The 17,577-nt window shown below is 41.1% G+C and carries 15 protein-coding genes; all 15 read right to left on the bottom strand.

The genetic code is table 11. The features are described 5' to 3' along the window. Positions 1–14: 14 nt before the first annotated feature. Positions 15–1,154 (bottom strand): sugar phosphate isomerase/epimerase family protein, encoded by a 1,140-nt coding sequence (locus ABD676_RS05235; RefSeq protein ID WP_344673541.1) that lies wholly within the window; start codon positions 1,152–1,154, stop codon positions 15–17. Positions 1,155–1,232: 78 nt separating this feature from the next. After that, positions 1,233–1,418, bottom strand: coding sequence for a histone H1 (locus ABD676_RS05230; RefSeq protein ID WP_344673540.1), 186 nt, complete (start codon positions 1,416–1,418; stop codon positions 1,233–1,235). A gap of 276 nt (positions 1,419–1,694) precedes the next feature. Next, complete coding sequence (gene ftsZ / locus ABD676_RS05225; RefSeq protein ID WP_344673539.1) at positions 1,695–3,386, bottom strand: cell division protein FtsZ; 1,692 nt, start codon at positions 3,384–3,386, stop codon at positions 1,695–1,697. Between the two features lie 141 nt (positions 3,387–3,527). After that, positions 3,528–4,910 (bottom strand): cell division protein FtsA, encoded by a 1,383-nt coding sequence (gene ftsA, locus ABD676_RS05220; protein WP_344673538.1) that lies wholly within the window; start codon positions 4,908–4,910, stop codon positions 3,528–3,530. Positions 4,911–4,951: 41 nt separating this feature from the next. Further along, complete coding sequence (locus ABD676_RS05215; RefSeq protein WP_344673537.1) at positions 4,952–5,782, bottom strand: cell division protein FtsQ/DivIB; 831 nt, start codon at positions 5,780–5,782, stop codon at positions 4,952–4,954. Continuing rightward, positions 5,772–7,130 (bottom strand): UDP-N-acetylmuramate--L-alanine ligase, encoded by a 1,359-nt coding sequence (gene murC, locus ABD676_RS05210; protein ID WP_344673536.1) that lies wholly within the window; start codon positions 7,128–7,130, stop codon positions 5,772–5,774. Before murC ends, ABD676_RS05215 begins: the two co-directional genes overlap by 11 nt. 3 nt (positions 7,131–7,133) lie before the next feature. Beyond that, positions 7,134–8,234, bottom strand: coding sequence for an undecaprenyldiphospho-muramoylpentapeptide beta-N-acetylglucosaminyltransferase (gene murG / locus ABD676_RS05205; RefSeq protein ID WP_344673535.1), 1,101 nt, complete (start codon positions 8,232–8,234; stop codon positions 7,134–7,136). A 43-nt stretch (positions 8,235–8,277) separates the two neighbouring features. Beyond that, a complete protein-coding gene (locus ABD676_RS05200) occupies positions 8,278–9,474 on the bottom strand; it encodes an FtsW/RodA/SpoVE family cell cycle protein (protein WP_344673534.1) in 1,197 nt (398 codons plus the stop codon). 26 nt (positions 9,475–9,500) lie between these two features. Continuing rightward, positions 9,501–10,874, bottom strand: coding sequence for a UDP-N-acetylmuramoyl-L-alanine--D-glutamate ligase (murD, locus tag ABD676_RS05195; RefSeq protein ID WP_344673533.1), 1,374 nt, complete (start codon positions 10,872–10,874; stop codon positions 9,501–9,503). 1 nt (position 10,875) lies between these two features. Beyond that, a complete protein-coding gene (gene mraY, locus ABD676_RS05190) occupies positions 10,876–12,120 on the bottom strand; it encodes a phospho-N-acetylmuramoyl-pentapeptide-transferase (RefSeq protein WP_344673532.1) in 1,245 nt (414 codons plus the stop codon). Between the two features lie 4 nt (positions 12,121–12,124). Further along, the gene (locus ABD676_RS05185) at positions 12,125–13,582 is read right to left on the bottom strand and encodes a UDP-N-acetylmuramoyl-L-alanyl-D-glutamate--2,6-diaminopimelate ligase (protein WP_344673531.1); all 1,458 of its coding nucleotides are present in this window, start codon (positions 13,580–13,582) and stop codon (positions 12,125–12,127) included. Between the two features lies 1 nt (position 13,583). After that, positions 13,584–15,710, bottom strand: a complete 2,127-nt coding sequence (locus tag ABD676_RS05180; RefSeq protein ID WP_344673530.1) for a penicillin-binding protein — start codon at positions 15,708–15,710, stop codon at positions 13,584–13,586. Between the two features lie 14 nt (positions 15,711–15,724). Then, a complete protein-coding gene (locus tag ABD676_RS05175) occupies positions 15,725–16,138 on the bottom strand; it encodes an FtsL-like putative cell division protein (protein WP_344673529.1) in 414 nt (137 codons plus the stop codon). Between the two features lie 11 nt (positions 16,139–16,149). After that, the gene (gene rsmH, locus ABD676_RS05170; RefSeq protein WP_344673528.1) at positions 16,150–17,061 is read right to left on the bottom strand and encodes a 16S rRNA (cytosine(1402)-N(4))-methyltransferase RsmH; all 912 of its coding nucleotides are present in this window, start codon (positions 17,059–17,061) and stop codon (positions 16,150–16,152) included. Continuing rightward, positions 17,054–17,527, bottom strand: a complete 474-nt coding sequence (gene mraZ / locus ABD676_RS05165; protein ID WP_344673527.1) for a division/cell wall cluster transcriptional repressor MraZ — start codon at positions 17,525–17,527, stop codon at positions 17,054–17,056. Before mraZ ends, rsmH begins: the two co-directional genes overlap by 8 nt. Positions 17,528–17,577 lie beyond the last annotated feature (50 nt).

Genomic DNA, 17,577 nt, shown 5'->3' with positions numbered 1-17,577 from the left:
TTTTCTTTTATTTGTTAGTTTTTCAGCTTATCAATAGTCTGAACTGGGATATCCGTTCTTTCCACATCTTTCAAACTTTTCTGTTCTGAAAAGACATAACCCTTATCTCCCAATTCCCATAAAAGTGGCGCAAGGAAATTAACGGTATTTTTAGCCCCCTGGTTAATCGCAGCCATGTTATGAGTATCCTTGGAGTTCTTGGCCTCATTCTCGATCTCAAACGGCCCGGAGAAGCCTCTATCGTGAAGTATCTCGACGAATGAATTCCAATCCATATCATCTGTTCCTCCAAAACCTGGAAGCATCGCTGTATAATGATGCCTATCCCAATCGTGTTGTGGGATATTAACACCTGCTTTAGCCGCTAATGCTGGATCAACATACTGCATTGGATACATCCCACCCCATTCAATAGAACCCTTATCTGCATTCATCCTAGTGGTCTTAACATGAATACGCTTTAACCGATCTATATCCATCTGATCAATAACATCTACCGGATCTGTATTTTGCCAAATATCATGCGAAGGGTCGTATATTTCACCATGAGCCTTGCTTGGAATCAGGGCATACATGAGCTTTCTTGCCGCCAATACACCCGGAAGGTTATTGTAAGTACTGGTATAACGAGAGGACCTCCAGCCCTCCATTGGACAGTTCTCATAAACAATAGTCACCCCAAGATCTTCCGCATATTTCACAATGGGCTCAAATACCCTTTTGTATTCATCTAAATTCTTTTGGAAACCATCAATCTGATTTCCCAAATCATGGTTATAACCAACAAAAGTCCCAACCATGACATCATTCTCATCACCCCCTAAAAGATGGGCAATACGAATTAATTTAAGCAGGTGGTTCTGATTTTTCACGCGTTCTGCCTCTTCACCACCAATCATATTTTCAAAGGCACCAAGAGAAAGTCTTAAGCCTTTATCATTAAATTTCTGGATTGTTTGTTTAGCTTGTTCTGGACCGAAATCCTCATATTCTAAATGAGTAGCTGTATGGTCTTGACGCGTACCATCTTTACGGAAAACACAAAGATCAATACCTTGGGCTCCTGCAGCTAATGCACTTTCTAAAAGTTGATCTTGACTAAGCTGGTCATAGGCTGAGCTCATAAGCCAAATCGGGTTCTGTAGGTTCTTCATGCTATAAATTTAAGCTAATTATGGCACAAAAAAAAAGCCCAATAGTGGGCTTCATGTGTAACAAGATTATGTAACAGGCTATTTCTTGTTTTTCAACTCCTGTATACCTAATCTCAATGACTGCGCCATATTCTTGATATCTTGCAACCCTTTCCTTACACGTGTCCCAGCAGCGCTATTCCCTTTGGAATAAAATTTCTCTGCATCATTTTCCAATCCGTCTATTAAAGACTTTAATTCTTTGAACTTATCATTACTTGCCATAACTATTAGTTTTAATTGTGATAATTTTTAGTAACTCCCTTAAAATTAACACCTTTTTTCAATAAACAAAACAAATTTCAGTTTTTAACAAGTTGAGGAATAAGTCATAGCAAGAATTCTTCCTGATACTATTCAATAAAACACAATATCTGTTTATCGGCCGTGTTATTAGCGTCATATCAAATTGGATCGCAAGCGATTAAAAAAGCAAACACCTTTAAACAAAAAAAAGGTGTCCTTCACAGGCCACCCTTTTCTTTATTAAATAGGATAAGATTAATCTACGTTGTCGTGTAAAAACGAGTTGTTCGGTCTAATCTCGGTCTCACCATCATCAAATGATAAAGTGAAACGGCTCACTTGAGATTGTGAAGAGTGAGGAACATCATCCAAGGTTTTTTGCTTACGCTTGTACGCTGGCTCATTCTCTAATTCTTGTAGACCATTTGAAGATTTCAATTTCATACTCAATTCTTTCAAACGAAGGATGCGTTCCTTAGTTTTCATTAATTGATCTTCGAAGTTTGTCTCTTCTTTCTTTGCTTCTTCTAATTCTACTTCCGCTTTCGGTTGAAACTCCTCTTCTTCTGCTTGAGGCTCTTCCGTTGCTTGGTAAGAATCAAATACTGTTGGAAGTTTGAATTCAAACATGGATGTTGAAGTTTTCAATTCAAATCCATGTGGATTTGGATCTTCTTCCACCTCATCCATATCGGAATTATCATCTAATTCCAATGTATGGCGAATCAAATTAGGCTCTTTATTTTCAACTGCGTTTGCTTGTGTAGAGCTAGCTACTTTGTTTGAAAATAGGTCAGCTTGTGGACCTTGTGGATTATTAGTTGGTTCAGCAGGTTGACTTGGCTTAACAAAAGCCGAAGGCTCATTAGCCGTACGATCAACAAACTGATTGGTTGCTACAGGTTTAACGAAAGCAGAAGTTTGTACTTCAGGTGTCAAGGGAATAGCGATTTTCTCCTTTTCCTTTTCTTTTACACGCTCTTCAGCAGTCTGAAAACCTGTTGCTATAATCGTTACTGAAAGTTCCTCATCGTAATCCTCATCGATACAGTTACCCCAAATTAAATCAGCTGAAAGACCAGCTTTTTCTTGGATGTAATCCGTTACGATTGCCACCTCATCCATAGTAACCTCACGAGTACCAGAAGTGATGTTCAATAAGATATAACGAGCACCTTCAATTTCATTATCTTTTAATAATGGAGATGCCAATGCGCCTGTTACAGCATCTAATGCGCGTTGCTCTCCTTTGGCTACAGCATTACCCATGATAGCAACACCGCTATCGTTCATCACGGTACGCACATCTTTGAAATCGACGTTTACATATCCCGGAATGGTAATGATCTCTGCAATACCTTTCGCTGCTGTAGTTAAGATATCATCCGCTTTCGCAAATGCAGCAGTCATCGTTAAGTTTCCGAAGATTTCACGTAGACGATCGTTCGAAATCACTAAATAGGAGTCTACATATTTACGTAGCTCTTCCAAGCCATCCTCGGCTTGCATACGTCGACGCTTACCTTCAAATGTAAAAGGGGTAGTTACAATAGCAACGGTTAGAATACCCAACTCCTTCGCAGCTTTTGCTAATACCGGACTTGCTCCAGTACCTGTACCACCACCCATACCCGCAGTGATAAACAACATCTTCGTATTGGTACCAAGCATACGCTTGATGTCCTCAATACTCTCGATAGCTGAATTCTCACCAACGTCAGGATCTGCACCAGCACCCATTCCCTCGGTTAAACTTGCTCCTAACTGTACCTTATTTGGAATAGGGCTCAACTCCAATGCCTGCGCATCCGTATTACATACGATGAAGTCTACTCCACTAATTCCTTGCTTGTACATGTGGTTAACAGCATTCCCGCCGCCACCACCAACACCAATTACCTTGATAATTGATGAATTCTCCTTTAACATTTCAAATTGTATCGACATATAATTTATCCTATTTAATTCTTCATCAATCTATTACGTTATCGCAACTTGACTCAACAATTCTAATGTAATATTACCAAATACTTAACAAGAGTTTTCCACATTTGTTAAAATGTGGAAAAAACACTGCTATGTTGATAATTATTTCTTGCCAATGAAAGTGTCATCATCGATGTCAGCTCCATCTTTAATCCAATCGCCTAAGAATCGCGTTAACCAACCTTCTTTTCTATTCTGCCCTTCCGCTATTACTTTAACGTCTTCTTTGGTCGTTTCTTTTACTCCGCCCGCTTTTTTCGTAGTTCTTTCTTCGTTGCGTTTCTCTTCTTCTTCCAAAGACTGGATACCTTTGATCAATAATCCAATACCTGTTGCATACAATGGGCTCTTCAACTCATCAAATGCTTGTTTGTTCAACATATCGGTTTTTGCCAAATACTCATTTGGATATCCAATACGGCAGTCGATGCCCGTAATGTATTCCACTAATTGTACCAAGTGCTTCAACTGTGCCCCACCACCGGTGATCACAATACCTGCAATTAGCTTATCTTCATAACCCGAAGACTTGATCTCGTAATAAACGTGCTCAATAATCTCCTCCATTCTCGCTTGAATGATATAGGCCAAATTCTTTACAGAAATCTCTTTCGGTTCTCTTCCACGGATACCAGGTACACAGATCACCTCATTATCCTTGTTCTCATCTGCCAATGCAGAACCGTAACGAACTTTTAATTGTTCCGCTTGATTACGTAACACCGAACATCCTTGACGGATATCCTCTGTCACAATATTTCCTCCCAAAGGAATTACAGCAGTATGGCGGATAATGCCTTCGTGGAAAATAGCCACGTCAGTCGTACCACCACCGATATCAACCAAAACTACTCCTGCAGTTTTCTCTTCTTCATCTAATACAGCTTCTGATGATGCAAGGGGTTCTAAGATCAATTCGGATACCTCTAAGTCTGAATTGTCCACACAACGTTTAATGTTCTTGATATCGGTTACTCGACCAGAAATAATATGGAAGTTCGCTTCTACACGTCTTCCAGCCATTCCAATCGGCTCCTTAATACCAGGTTCATTATCAATCGTGAACTCCTGAGGTAATACATGAACGATTTCCTCTCCTGGATTCAAGACCAATTTGTACATGTCAGAAATTAAACGCTCAATATCGATGCGTCCAACTTCATCGTCATCATTCTTTGTAAGGATGCCTCGGTGTTGGATACTTTTGATGTGCTGCCCAGCAATACCAACGTTGACAACTTTAATGTCCACGTTTGATTGGCCTTCTGCTACTGCAACTGCCTCGCGAATGCTCGTTACCGTTTTTTGGATGTTCGCTACTACACCACGGTTAACCCCTGCAGACTCGGCTTTCCCAACGCCTAATAACTCAACCTTATTCGAACCACTTCGACGACCTACCGTAACACAAATCTTTGTGGTACCGATATCCAATCCTACGATGATTGGATTCTCTTTCTCATTTTCTACAATTCTAGGTTTCATATGCTGTGTTTGATGCTGTAAATTATTCTCTTTTTCCTTTTTTAAATTCCTTTATTGATCTTCATTTGTAAACTATCGATGAACCATTCTCCTTTGCGTTCACAGATAATTTGACCACCATATTTTACATTCACTTTCGAGTAGGCATCTGTACCTACCTTAGGTAATATATGGGTGTAAAATTTGGCCAAGCGATCTAATTTGTATTGTAATGAATCAGCCGAACCGATGATCAATTGTTGCTCTCCTACACGAGGCACAATTTCGATGTCATAATCCGAGTTCACATATAATTGAACAATCTGATTGGACCATAACTCATCCGACTTCGTTTCTTCCACTACCTGTACCAGCTCTTTTACTTGCTTGCTTTGTACTGGCTCCAAAGCTTTTTTATACCCCTCGCGGATAAATCCATTGGCTACCATCACATGTGGCACATATTTCAAAGTCACCGGAATCTTTTGACTCTTGGAGTCTACATAATATTCCTGACCATTTTGATTGATTACACGCAAAACAACTTCACGTTGCTGTACTTTCACCTGCATCACACCGTCCATATCAATATGTACATCAGCCTCGGACACATATGGTGATTTCTTTAACTCGGTTTCAATTTTATGCAATGGAACCTCATTTAAGGTACGGCCAACTACACGACCGAATTTCTCCTGAATCATTCCAGTGATATCCTTTTGATCAATGAAAGTTTCTTTTCCCTGAACCATTACCTTTAGCGCCGAGCATACTTGAACCTGATCCTTTTTGGTCACAAGGCTCATCAACATCCCAACACCAACGATGGCTGCTATACTCAAGAAAAAGTAACCAACCTGACGCCATTTGATATTTCTGATCTTATTTATCATTTCTCAAAATATCACTTAATGGTTTAACCAACTTATCAATATCTCCAGCCCCAACAGTCACAACTAATTCCGGGCTCTCTGATTTTACAATCTCCAATACCTCTTCTGGACTTACCAATCGCTTATTCTCCAATTCAATCTTAGACAATAACCAACTCGAATCAACACCTTCAATCGGAAGCTCCCTAGCCGGATAGATTTCCATCAATAAAAGCTCATCTGCCAAGCCCAATACTTCCGCAAAGCCATCGATAAAATCCCGAGTCCGAGTAAATAAATGTGGCTGAAAAACAACGGTCAATTTTTTGTTTGGATATAGCTTCTTCATCGAGGTTAAGAATGCACGCAATTCTTCAGGATGGTGCGCATAATCATCGATGTAAACATGTTCTTTCGTTCTTACCAAAAATTCAAAGCGACGTTTTACGCCTTTGAAATTCGATAAGGCTTGAACGATCTTATCTGCATCAATTTCTAACAACTTAGCAACGGTAATCGCAGCAACCGCATTCTCCACATTATGCAATCCTGGGATTCCCAAGTGAATATCCTTAATGGTTAAATCTGCAGAATGGTAATCAAAATAGAACTCACCATCTCTTACATGCACGTTCTCAGCATAAGCATCACATTGCTCTTCACGAGAATAAGTGATGTTGCCGCTGAATGGCAAACCTTTCTTAACAATCTTATCTCCGCCATCGACAACGCGATCCAAAAACAACTTGAACGAGGTCACCAATTCCGCAGGATCTCCATAAATATCCAAGTGATCTGCATCTGCTGAAGTCACAATAGCGATATTTGGATGTAAGGTCAAGAATGAACGATCATACTCATCAGCTTCCACCACAACTACATTGTTCTCACCGAACAATACGTTATTTTGATAATTACTGCTGATACCTCCTAAGAAGGCCGAGCAATCGTATCCTGAATCTTTTAAAATATGTGCCACCATGGTCGAGGTGGTTGTTTTACCATGTGTTCCAGCAACAGCAATGGTAAAGCGGCTAGCGGAAATAAAACCTAATACTTGCGAACGCTTAAACAACTCATGACCTTGATTCACAAAAAATGCTTTTAATGCCAAATCCTTAGGAATAGCCGGAGTGAAAATCAAAAGAGTCTCTTCACTAGGCTCTTGAAAGTTTGCGGGAACTGTCGCGATATCGTCACTGTAAGTTACTGGCATCCCTTCTGCTTCTAAAGCTCTGGTCAATTCGGTGGAAGTACGGTCATATCCCGCTACTTCACATCCTAAACGACGAAAATAACGAGCCAATCCGCTCATGCCGATTCCACCTATTCCCAATAGATAAACTCTTTTTATTTTGTCGATATTCATTTTCTATTTTTTAATTAATTCTAAAACTTCATTGGCGATGACTTCATCAGCATCTGGCAAAGCCAATTTCTTTATCTCTTCTCCTAATTGCGCCTGCTTCGCAGAGTCTTGCATTAAGGCAATAATTTCTTTTACCAAAGCTCCTCGAGCCTCTGTGTCCTTAACCATAATTGCCGCATCCTTTTTCACCAATGCCAAGGCATTTTTAGTTTGGTGATCATCCGACACATTTGGCGAAGGAACCAATATTACTGGTTTCCCAATCACACATAATTCGGAAATGGTACCAGCACCAGCACGAGCAACAATCACATCAGCCGCTGCATAAGCATAATCCATACGCTCCAAGAACGGCATCAACTTGATACTCTCCGGAAGTTGTTCTCCAATTTCTGCTTGCAACTTTTCGTGATAGTAACTGCCACATTGCCAAATAACCTGAATACCTTGTGCTACTAAATCTGGAATACCAGCTTGAATACAATCATTCAAGGTTAAAGCGCCTAGACTACCTCCCGTTACTAACACCGTGCGTTTCGCTACATCTAAACCAAATGCATGGATAGCTTCTTCGCGCTTTCCTTCAATAGCTACTGAAGATTTACGAATCGGATTTCCCGTTAACAGAATACGATCTGCCGGAAAAAAACGATCCATCCCTTCATAGGCAACACATATTCTTTTTGCCTTTGCACCCAATTTCTTGTTGGTTACTCCAGCAAAGGAATTCTGTTCTTGGATAAAAGTTGGTAAGCCCATCATATTAGCCATCATCAACAATGGCCCTGATGCATACCCTCCCACTCCAATTGCAGCTTCTGCTTTAAACTCTTTAAGAACTTTTCTTGCCTTCCACATGCTTTTCAACATCTTGAACGGAAGACCAATATTTTTTAATAATGATTGACGGTTGATACCTACGATATCCAACCCTACAATCTCATACCCTGCAGCAGGCACCCTTTCCATCTCCATCTTGCCATTCGCCCCTACAAACAGGATCTCCGTATCCGGAGCTATATTCTTTAGCGCATTAGCAATGGCAATTGCTGGGAAGATATGTCCTCCAGTTCCGCCTCCGCTTATGATTATTCTATGCGCCATTTGTTAATTCTTTTTTATTTTTTTTCTGTTATCTTAAACTTTATTAAATCGTACCTACCACCACTTTTTTCGCTGGGCGAACCACAGGTTCCAATTCTTCTTGGTTTTTTAATTCCTCAATATTTCTACTTACACTCAAGATAATCCCCAAGGCTACCGATGTAAAGAGAATGGATGTACCTCCCATACTTACCAATGGCAATGGCACCCCAGTTACAGGACCCAAACCCACGGCTACTGCCATATTGGCTAACGCCTGTATGGTCAAACTAAATCCTAAACCAGCCGCCAAAAAGGCCCCAAAGGCTCTTGGACTCATCGTCACAATCCGTATACATCGATACATTAACGCGATGTATAAAAACAAGAGTATAGCCCCGCCTATTGTTCCATATTCTTCAATGATAATTGCAAAAATGAAATCGGAATACGGGTGTGGTAATACATTTCGTTGAACGGAGTTACCCACGCCTTTTCCAAACATCTCTCCAGTAGCAATGGCAATCTTCGCATTGTTAGCCTGGAAGTTCTTATCATCTTGAAAACTGGTTTTCCCATCGTGAACTTCCTCCGTATTGAAGAAGCCCTGAACCCGACTCACATACGTTGCTCGACGTGGTCCTAAAAAGATGACCAGCAATAATAAAACAGCTCCCCCAACACAAACCACCGCAATCTGTTTAAAACTAATACGGCCAATCATCAACAGCAATACACTAACCCCAAACAACATCAAAGCAGTCGACAAATTCGCCAAAGCAATTAACACGAAAACCGCACATACCGCTCCCATAATAGGAATAAACGATTTCTTAACATCCTTAATCTCTTCTTGCTTGCGCGATAACATCCTAGCCAAAAAGGTAATCAAAGCCAATTTTGCCAAATCTGATGTCTGGAAAGTCTGATTGATTACCGGAATAGTTAACCAACGACTCGCCTCATTTACTTTACTACCAAATAATAGCGTGTATAACAATAAAGGGATCGTGATGATCATGAGCAATTTGGAAATACCTGCATAATAACGGTAATCCAATTTGTGCGACAAATACATCAATCCTAAACCAGCAGCTACGATAAAGAAGTGCTTAAACAAGTATAATTCTGTTCCTTTGCCTTCTTTATAAGCTAGCGTACCTACTGAGCTGTAAACAGCCAGTAAAGACCAAATGGACAACAAGATCACAATGATCCATATCCACTTATCGCCTTTTAGTTTAGAAAAAATGTATTCCATAGTCCTGCTCCTCCTTATTTAATTTCTTATAAATGCATTACGGCATCTTTGAATTGATCGCCGCGATCTTCGTAATTCTTAAACCAATCAAAGCTGGCGCATGCTGGTGACAACAAAACGGTATCACCCTTTTTCGCTAAATGCGATGCAATCTGAACGGCATCACCCATCGATGCAGAATTCACAATAACATCGGTATCATCCTCAAACGCCTCATGGATACGACTCGTATCCTTACCAATACAGATGATGGCTTTAACTTTTGATTTCACTAAATCACGCAACATCTCGTAGTCATTGCCTTTGTCTACACCACCCATAATCAAGACGATATCGGTGCTGAAACTTTCTAAGGCATACCAAACCGAATTCACATTCGTCGCTTTAGAATCGTTGATATAATTTACACCGCCGATACATGCTACATGCTCCAGTCTATGCGCCACATTCTCGAATGAACGCATGCTATCCTGCATAACCTTATTGCGCAATTCCTGAACCTTCGCTACTAAACCTGCTGCGCTGTTGTTATACACGTTGTGTCTGCCCTGGAGTGATAATTCTTCAATATTCATGATAAAAGCTTCTCTATTTGGTACTATGATGTTTAAGTTCTTGTCGCTATCTACATAAGCACCTTGTGCCAATGTTCCTTCTTGTGTAAATGGCAAATGCATTGCCGCAGTCGGATGCTTTTCTAAGGCCGCAACGGTCTCCGCATCATCCTGACAATAGATGAAATAATCACTCTCTCTTTGGTTCTGCACGATGCGGAACTTGGAAGCCACATAATTCTCCATCTTATATTCATACCTGTCCAAATGGTCAGGGGTAATGTTTAATAATACAGCTACATCAGCGCGGAAATGATACATATCATCCAGCATAAAACTGGAAATTTCCAAAACGTAGCAATCGTGTTGCTCACGCGCCACCTGTAAAGCAAAACTATTCCCGATATTACCAGCCAAGCCCACGTTTAATCCAGCATCCTTTAAAAGGTGGTAGGTCAATAAGGTAGTCGTTGTCTTACCGTTGGAACCTGTTATGCAGAATAATTTTGCATCCGTAAACTGGGCTGCAAATTCAATTTCCGAGATAATCGGTTTGCCCATCGCGCGCAATTGCTGAATCAATGCCGCCTTTTCAGGTATACCTGGACTTTTAACAATTAAATCAGCATTGTGAATCAAAGCCTCCGTATGTTGTCCCGATTCAAAGGCAATACCTTCTGCTTGCAAGCTGTTCAAATATCCTTCAGCTATGGTTCCCATATCTGAAACAAACACGTCAAAGCCCTTATCCTTACCTAAGATTGCGGCACCCACACCACTCTCTCCCGCACCTAGAATAACTAAGCGGCCTGATTGTGGGTAATATGTATTTGCAATATTTGACATGTTATCTAACTTTCAATGTGACAATCGTAATGATGGCTAGAATAATCGATACGATTAAAAAGCGTGTTACGATTTTGGATTCATGGTAACCTTTCTTCTGGTAGTGGTGATGCAATGGCGACATCAAAAAGATACGCCTACCTTCTCCAAATTTCTTTTTCGTGTACTTGAAATAGGAGACTTGCAAGATCACCGATAAGTTCTCCAACAAGAATACCCCACACAATACCGGAATCAATAATTCCTTACGGATCAAAATGGCAAATGCAGCGATGATACCTCCAATAGTTAAACTACCTGTATCACCCATGAACACTTGTGCCGGATAGGCATTGTACCACAAAAACCCAGTACATGCTCCAACAAAGGCCCCCGCAAAAATTACCAGCTCACTGGAATTTGGGATATACATGATATTCAAGTAATCCGAAAAGATAATGTTACCCGAAACATAGGCTAGAATCGCTAATGTAATACCGATAATTGCCGATGTACCCGTAGCCAATCCATCTATACCATCTGTCAGGTTAGCACCATTGGAAACTGCGGTAACAATTAAGACCACAACGATCAAAAACAATCCAAAAGTGACCCAAACATTATTGAAACCGAATACATCCAAAACCTTGGCGTAATCGAATTCATTGTTTTTATAAAGCGGAATGTTTGTCTTAGTTGATTTCACATTCTCCGCATAGATCTTCTCTCCGGTGGATGGATTGATAACTACCTCTACTGGTCTTGATGAAGAAGGGTTGGTCACTTGTTGACGAACGACGATATCCGGATGGAAATACATCGTAATCGCTATTAGGACACCTAAACCTACTTGTCCAATCACCTTGAAACGACCAGCTAAACCTTCTTTGTTCTTGCGAAAAACTTTGATATAGTCATCCAAGAAACCAATAGCTCCCATCCAAATGGTAGTGATGATCATGATGATGACATAGATGTTATCCAGCTTAGCAAATAACAAAGTCGGTATTAGAATACCGGCGATAATAATCAAACCTCCCATGGTTGGAGTACCTTGTTTTTTCTTCTCCCCTTCTAACCCTAAGTCACGAATACTTTCACCTACTTGTTTTTGGTGCAGTAAACGGATTAAACGACTACCATAAACAGTGGTGATAATTAACGAACCAATAACCGCCATTGCCGTACGGAAAGAGATGTATTGAAACAATCCTGCCCCTGGAATGTGGATATGCTCGTTTAACCAAGTGAATAAATAGTATAACATCCGTTTAGTTATGTTCGTTAAAAATCTTTATTAATTCTTCTTTATCATCGAAGTGGTTCTTCACTCCTTTTATCTCTTGGTACTTCTCGTGCCCTTTTCCTGCCACCAAAATCACATCTCCAGCTTGCGCAAGGTGAAAGGCTGCTCGGATAGCTTCTCTACGATCAGTAATGGAGAATACATTCTTTTTCTTTTCAGCTGGAACTCCAGCTTCCATCTCTTTAATAATATCGCCTGGTTCTTCTGACCTTGGGTTATCTGAGGTTAAGATCACTTTATCGCTTAGGCGACAAGCTACCTCTGCCATTTCCGGACGTTTCGTGCGATCGCGGTCACCACCACAACCCAACACTGTCAATACTTGTTGTCCTTCTTGACGCAATCCATTGATGGTCTCCAGGACATTTTCAACCGCATCCGGTGTATGTGCGTAATCGACAATTGCAACCACCCCATTTTTCGCCTTCATGGTCTCAAATCTTCCTTCTGCTCCAGTGATCTCAGAAAGTGCTGTTAACACGTGCATGGTTTCCTGTTCCAACAAGATTGCCGCAGCATATACCGCCAACAGATTGTAGGCATTAAAGTGACCCACCAATTTCACCCACAGCTCATGCTGATCGATCTGCAAGAGCATACCATCAAAATGACTCTCCAAAATCTTCGCTTTGAAATCAGCCATTTGCTGTAAACCATAGGTTTTACGGTGTGCAAATGTATTTTGTAGCATGACCTGACCATTTTTATCATCCACATTAGTCAAGGCAAAAGCAAAACGATCTAAATCGTCAAAGAACTTTTTCTTTGCCTTAATGTAATTGGCAAAAGTTCCATGAAAGTCTAAGTGGTCATGCGTGATATTCGTGAATATCCCACCCGCAAAACGAAGTCCCGCAATACGTTGTTGAACCACCGCATGCGAACTCACTTCCATGAAGCAAAAATCACAACCATCTTCCAACATTTCTTTCAATAAAGCATTCAAAGAAATAGGGTCAGGTGTAGTATGTGTCGAAGGTATGATACGTTCACCGATCTGATTTTGAACGGTAGAAAGTAAACCCACATGGTATCCTAATTTTCCAAATAAATTGAACAGCAAAGTTGCTACAGTTGTCTTTCCGTTAGTTCCTGTAACACCCACAAGTTTCAATTTCTTAGATGGATTACCGTAGAAGTTCCCAGCCATTACCCCTAAGGCATACGCTGAATCCGGAACCAAAACATAAGTAACCGCTGCTTGAATTTCTTGTGGCAGCTCCTCCGCCACCACTACTGTTGCTCCTTGTGAAATTGCCTTCGCAATAAACAAGTGACCATCTGTTTGATGCCCACGTACAGCAACAAAAGCGGAACCCACCTCTGCTTTGCGCGAGTCAAGACACAGACTGGAAACCGTCGTTTCCAATTCGCCTTGGTACTCCTGTACCGGTATGCCGTGCAACAAGTCTTTTAATAACATCTTAATTCAATTCTATTAATACACGGGTACCAGGTTTCAAGCGTTGCCCTGCTGCCAATGATTGATTGATAACTTTTCCTTTTCCATGAACGGTGGTTTTAAAACCAGCATTTTCCATGGCATATATCGCATCCACAAGACCCATTCCCTTAACATTTGGAACCAAGCCCTCACGAACCTCCGCTACTGCAAATGGTAAATTTGTCTGTGTTGCTGAATCTTTTTCCGATTTAACTAAAGAAGCCCAATTCACCGTTTTGAAGCCTAACTTCTCATAAACCTTAGCTGTTGCTTCTTTGGATCCTCTTAAAGTATATGGAACTTTCGCTCCTGCCACATTCACCTGACGCTCAGCAAACGTATGGTGCATCGAAAGGTCATTCGCATAAACCATGTCTGCTAACTCCCTGAACACAGGTCCCGCAACAGAACCACCATAATAACCGTTTCTCGGATTACGAATAACCACAATCATGGAATATTTTGGATTCTCGGCTGGGAAATATCCTGCGAAAGAAGATTGATATCGTCTAGCTCCATAACCACGTGAACCATCGGCCATCTGTGCTGTACCAGTCTTTCCAGCAGAAGTGTATAATGGGCTTTTTAATCGTTTTCCTGTCCCTTCGTTCATCACACCCGCCATCATGGTCTGCATGGATTTAATCGCTTCCGGAGAAGCAATCTGCTTGTTAATTACGCGAGCTTCAAACTTTTTAATGGGTTGCCCTAAATGCTGAATTTCTTTAACAAATAATGGCGCTATCATTTTACCATCGTTAGCAACCGCATTGAACAAAGTCAATGTTTGCAATGGTGTTAATTTCAACTCATAACCATAAGCCATCTGTACCAAGGATAATTTACTCCATGAACGGCTATCCGGCATTTTCACCCATGGCTGTGCTTCTCCAGGAATCTGTAAACCTAATTGTTGGTTTAAACCCCATGATTGTAATTTCCCAGTAAACTTCTCTGGACTGCTACCATAATGTTGGTTGATCAGCTTTGCAACGGCCACGTTCGATGATTCTTCAAAGGCTTCCAAGACAGTCATCACTGATTTTTTAGGAGCGTGAGAATCCTTAATGGTGTGGGAAGGAACCTTATAGGTACCATTTCCAACATCCACTGTTGTATTTAGATTGACTTTATTATCATCTAAAGCCACCAAATAAGAGGCTACCTTAAAAGTTGATCCCGGGTCAGCTCCTTGAGCAATTGCATAGTTGAATTTCTCTCGGTAAACGCCTTCACCATCTCTTGTGAAATTGGCAATCGCACGAATCTCTCCGGTTTTTACTTCCATCAATACCACGCAACCATTATCCGCATCTGAAATTTGCAATTGTTTTTCTAAGGCACGTTGTGCCATATCTTGCATATTGACATCGATAGTCGCAATGATATCAGACCCATCAGTAGGCGCTACTTCCATTTCACGATTCACCGGAATCCAAACGCCACCTGCAATACGTTGCATCAACTGTACACCACTCTTTCCTTCGATATAATCGCCATAAGCACCTTCCAATCCCACTCGAACAGTATCTCCTTTGGTATTTTTATAACCAATAGTACGTGCTGCTAGATTAGTGAAAGGAAGAATACGTTTGTTTTCGCGAACAGCAATTAAGCTGCTAGAAAAGCGTTGCTTATCTTCTTTAAAGTTTTTGAATAAAGGAAACTTCTTCAAGTCCTTTAATTGCTGATGCGAAACAGCACGTTTTATTAAGACATAGCGATGCTTCTTAGCTCTTGCTTCCTTCAATTGCGTCAGATATTGACGAGCAGAACGATCACCAAAGTACTTCGCTAAGCTGGAGGCCAAAGAATCCACCCGAGCATTGAAGACATCATTATGCTCGGATGGAATGGCCATCGCATCAAACCTAATATCATATTCTGGTACCGAGGTAGCCAGTAAACTTCCATCATTGGAGTAGATGTTTCCACGCGCCGCTTCCACTACACGCTCGCGGATAGTCAAACTATCAGCAACCTCACGCCATCTTGCACCATCTACATATTGCAAATGCAACAACTTCCCAAAGACCAATAAGGCCCCGAAGACCATTAGCCCGAACGCCAGGTACACCCGCAGTAATATGGTTTTCCTAATATTCATTTTTGGTATTGTGATTACTTTTGCTCTTGTTTTATTACTTCTAATTTAATTGGCGGCTCTGTCCGCTCTTTTAATCCCAGTGTGTCTGCCCGTTTGGCAATCTCTGTCTGCGTTGTTAATTTCATCAACTCGGCATTCAAGGATTTATAATCCCAACTCAATTCCTTCACCTCTCTTCCCAATTTGTCAATTCGGCGAACCGTGTTCTCTGCCAAATGACGATTGGTGATATAAACCAAACCTAACAAAGCAAGAAAAGCCACAAATGGCAGGTTCTTCGTAACTAGATAGGCAGATAGCTTTTGGGAGGAAAAAAAGGTCTTGAGGAAATTCTCGGTCTCTTCTACTTTCTCTTCCAACTCATCCGACATCTCCTCCTGAACTTCTTCGCTCAGTTCCTTTTGCTTGATCGTATTCCTTTTTGCCATCTAATCTCTCGTTAAATCTTTTCTGCAATCCGCAATTTTGCACTGCGGGCTCTATTGTTTCGAGCAACCTCTTCCGCATCGGCAACTATCGCCTTACGACTGATTACTTTAAATGGTTTGATTTCATTACCGAAGAAATCCTTCTCTACCTCACCTTTGAATTTCCCTTTGGCCATGTAGTTCTTCACCAATCGATCTTCTAATGAATGATAAGACATCACGACCAATCTTCCTTCTGGCTTTAGTATTTGTTCCGTCTGCGACAGAAACTCTTGAAGGGCTTCCAACTCTTTATTCACTTCAATGCGTAAAGCTTGAAAAACTTGCGCATGGTATTTATGCTCTTTTCCTTTTGGCACCAGCTTCTGAATCACCTGCTTCAATTCCGCAACGGTCTGAATTTCTTTGGTCAAGCGTGCTGTAACAATAGCCTTAGCCAAAGATTTAGCATTTTGAATTTCGCCATACATGCCGAAGATTCGATGAAGCTCATCCTCTGGATAGCTGTTCAACACTTTCTTCGCATCCAAATCCGAGATTTGATCCATGCGCATATCCAAATCGGCATCGAAACGAATGGAAAAACCGCGATCTGCAGCATCAAATTGATGCGAGGAGACCCCCAGATCTGCCAAAATCCCATCCACTTGCTTCACCCCTTCTAGACGTAAATTATTTTTTAAGAACTTAAAATTCTGATGAATCAAACGAAAGCGATCATCTGCCAAGGCATTTTTAACCGCATCCGGATCCTGATCGAATGCATATAATCGACCATCTGGCCCTAAGTGTTTCAAGATCTCCTTGGAATGACCTCCACCACCGAAAGTCACATCCACATAAACCCCGTTTGGTTTGATTGCTAGCGCTTCTATGCACTCGCGTAACATGACAGGAACATGGTATCCAATCTCATTACTCATTTGGCATTCCCCCGAAATTAAAATTACCCATTACCTCTTGTGCCAATTCTGAGAAACCTTCATCAAATCCTGCTTCCATCAATGCTTCGTATTCTTCTTTCGCCCAAACCTCAATCTGATCCATTTGACACTGCAAGAAAACCTCCCCTTGAATATTCGCATATTCCAAAAGCGATTTTGGTAATAAAACTCTTCCCGCAGCATCCAAAGTCAATTCCGTAGCACCACGCATAAACATCCGGATGAAATTCCTCGTCTTTGGATTATATTGATTCAAACTCGACAATTGAGCCATCTTCTTATTCCACTCTTCCCGCGTATAGATCACCAAGTTCTTTTCGAAACCACGGTTCACAACAAGACCTAGACGCTCAACATCAGGCAATTGCCTTTTGAGCGAAGCAGGTACGACCATGCGCCCCTTGCTATCTAGCTTGCATTCAAACTCGCCAATTAATGGTTCCATTTCTATACTTCTACGGTAATTATTATGTAAAAGTATACACTTTCTCCCAC

The sequence above is a fragment of the Sphingobacterium kyonggiense genome (assembly GCF_039536825.1).
Taxonomy (GTDB): domain Bacteria; phylum Bacteroidota; class Bacteroidia; order Sphingobacteriales; family Sphingobacteriaceae; genus Sphingobacterium; species Sphingobacterium kyonggiense.
This window is presented reverse-complemented; position numbering and strand designations above follow the sequence as displayed.

What these genes read in the sequence shown, in the direction of transcription:
- ABD676_RS05235 (WP_344673541.1), bottom strand. Translation starts at nt 1,154, where the DNA reads ATGAAGAACCTACAGAACCCGATTTGGCTTATGAGCTCAGCCTATGAC.
- ABD676_RS05230 (WP_344673540.1), bottom strand. Translation starts at nt 1,418, where the DNA reads ATGGCAAGTAATGATAAGTTCAAAGAATTAAAGTCTTTAATAGACGGA.
- ftsZ (WP_344673539.1), bottom strand. Translation starts at nt 3,386, where the DNA reads ATGTCGATACAATTTGAAATGTTAAAGGAGAATTCATCAATTATCAAG.
- ftsA (WP_344673538.1), bottom strand. Translation starts at nt 4,910, where the DNA reads ATGAAACCTAGAATTGTAGAAAATGAGAAAGAGAATCCAATCATCGTA.
- ABD676_RS05215 (WP_344673537.1), bottom strand. Translation starts at nt 5,782, where the DNA reads ATGATAAATAAGATCAGAAATATCAAATGGCGTCAGGTTGGTTACTTT.
- murC (WP_344673536.1), bottom strand. Translation starts at nt 7,130, where the DNA reads ATGAATATCGACAAAATAAAAAGAGTTTATCTATTGGGAATAGGTGGA.
- murG (WP_344673535.1), bottom strand. Translation starts at nt 8,234, where the DNA reads ATGGCGCATAGAATAATCATAAGCGGAGGCGGAACTGGAGGACATATC.
- ABD676_RS05200 (WP_344673534.1), bottom strand. Translation starts at nt 9,474, where the DNA reads ATGGAATACATTTTTTCTAAACTAAAAGGCGATAAGTGGATATGGATC.
- murD (WP_344673533.1), bottom strand. Translation starts at nt 10,874, where the DNA reads ATGTCAAATATTGCAAATACATATTACCCACAATCAGGCCGCTTAGTT.
- mraY (WP_344673532.1), bottom strand. Translation starts at nt 12,120, where the DNA reads ATGTTATACTATTTATTCACTTGGTTAAACGAGCATATCCACATTCCA.
- ABD676_RS05185 (WP_344673531.1), bottom strand. Translation starts at nt 13,582, where the DNA reads ATGTTATTAAAAGACTTGTTGCACGGCATACCGGTACAGGAGTACCAA.
- ABD676_RS05180 (WP_344673530.1), bottom strand. Translation starts at nt 15,710, where the DNA reads ATGAATATTAGGAAAACCATATTACTGCGGGTGTACCTGGCGTTCGGG.
- ABD676_RS05175 (WP_344673529.1), bottom strand. Translation starts at nt 16,138, where the DNA reads ATGGCAAAAAGGAATACGATCAAGCAAAAGGAACTGAGCGAAGAAGTT.
- rsmH (WP_344673528.1), bottom strand. Translation starts at nt 17,061, where the DNA reads ATGAGTAATGAGATTGGATACCATGTTCCTGTCATGTTACGCGAGTGC.
- mraZ (WP_344673527.1), bottom strand. Translation starts at nt 17,527, where the DNA reads ATGGAACCATTAATTGGCGAGTTTGAATGCAAGCTAGATAGCAAGGGG.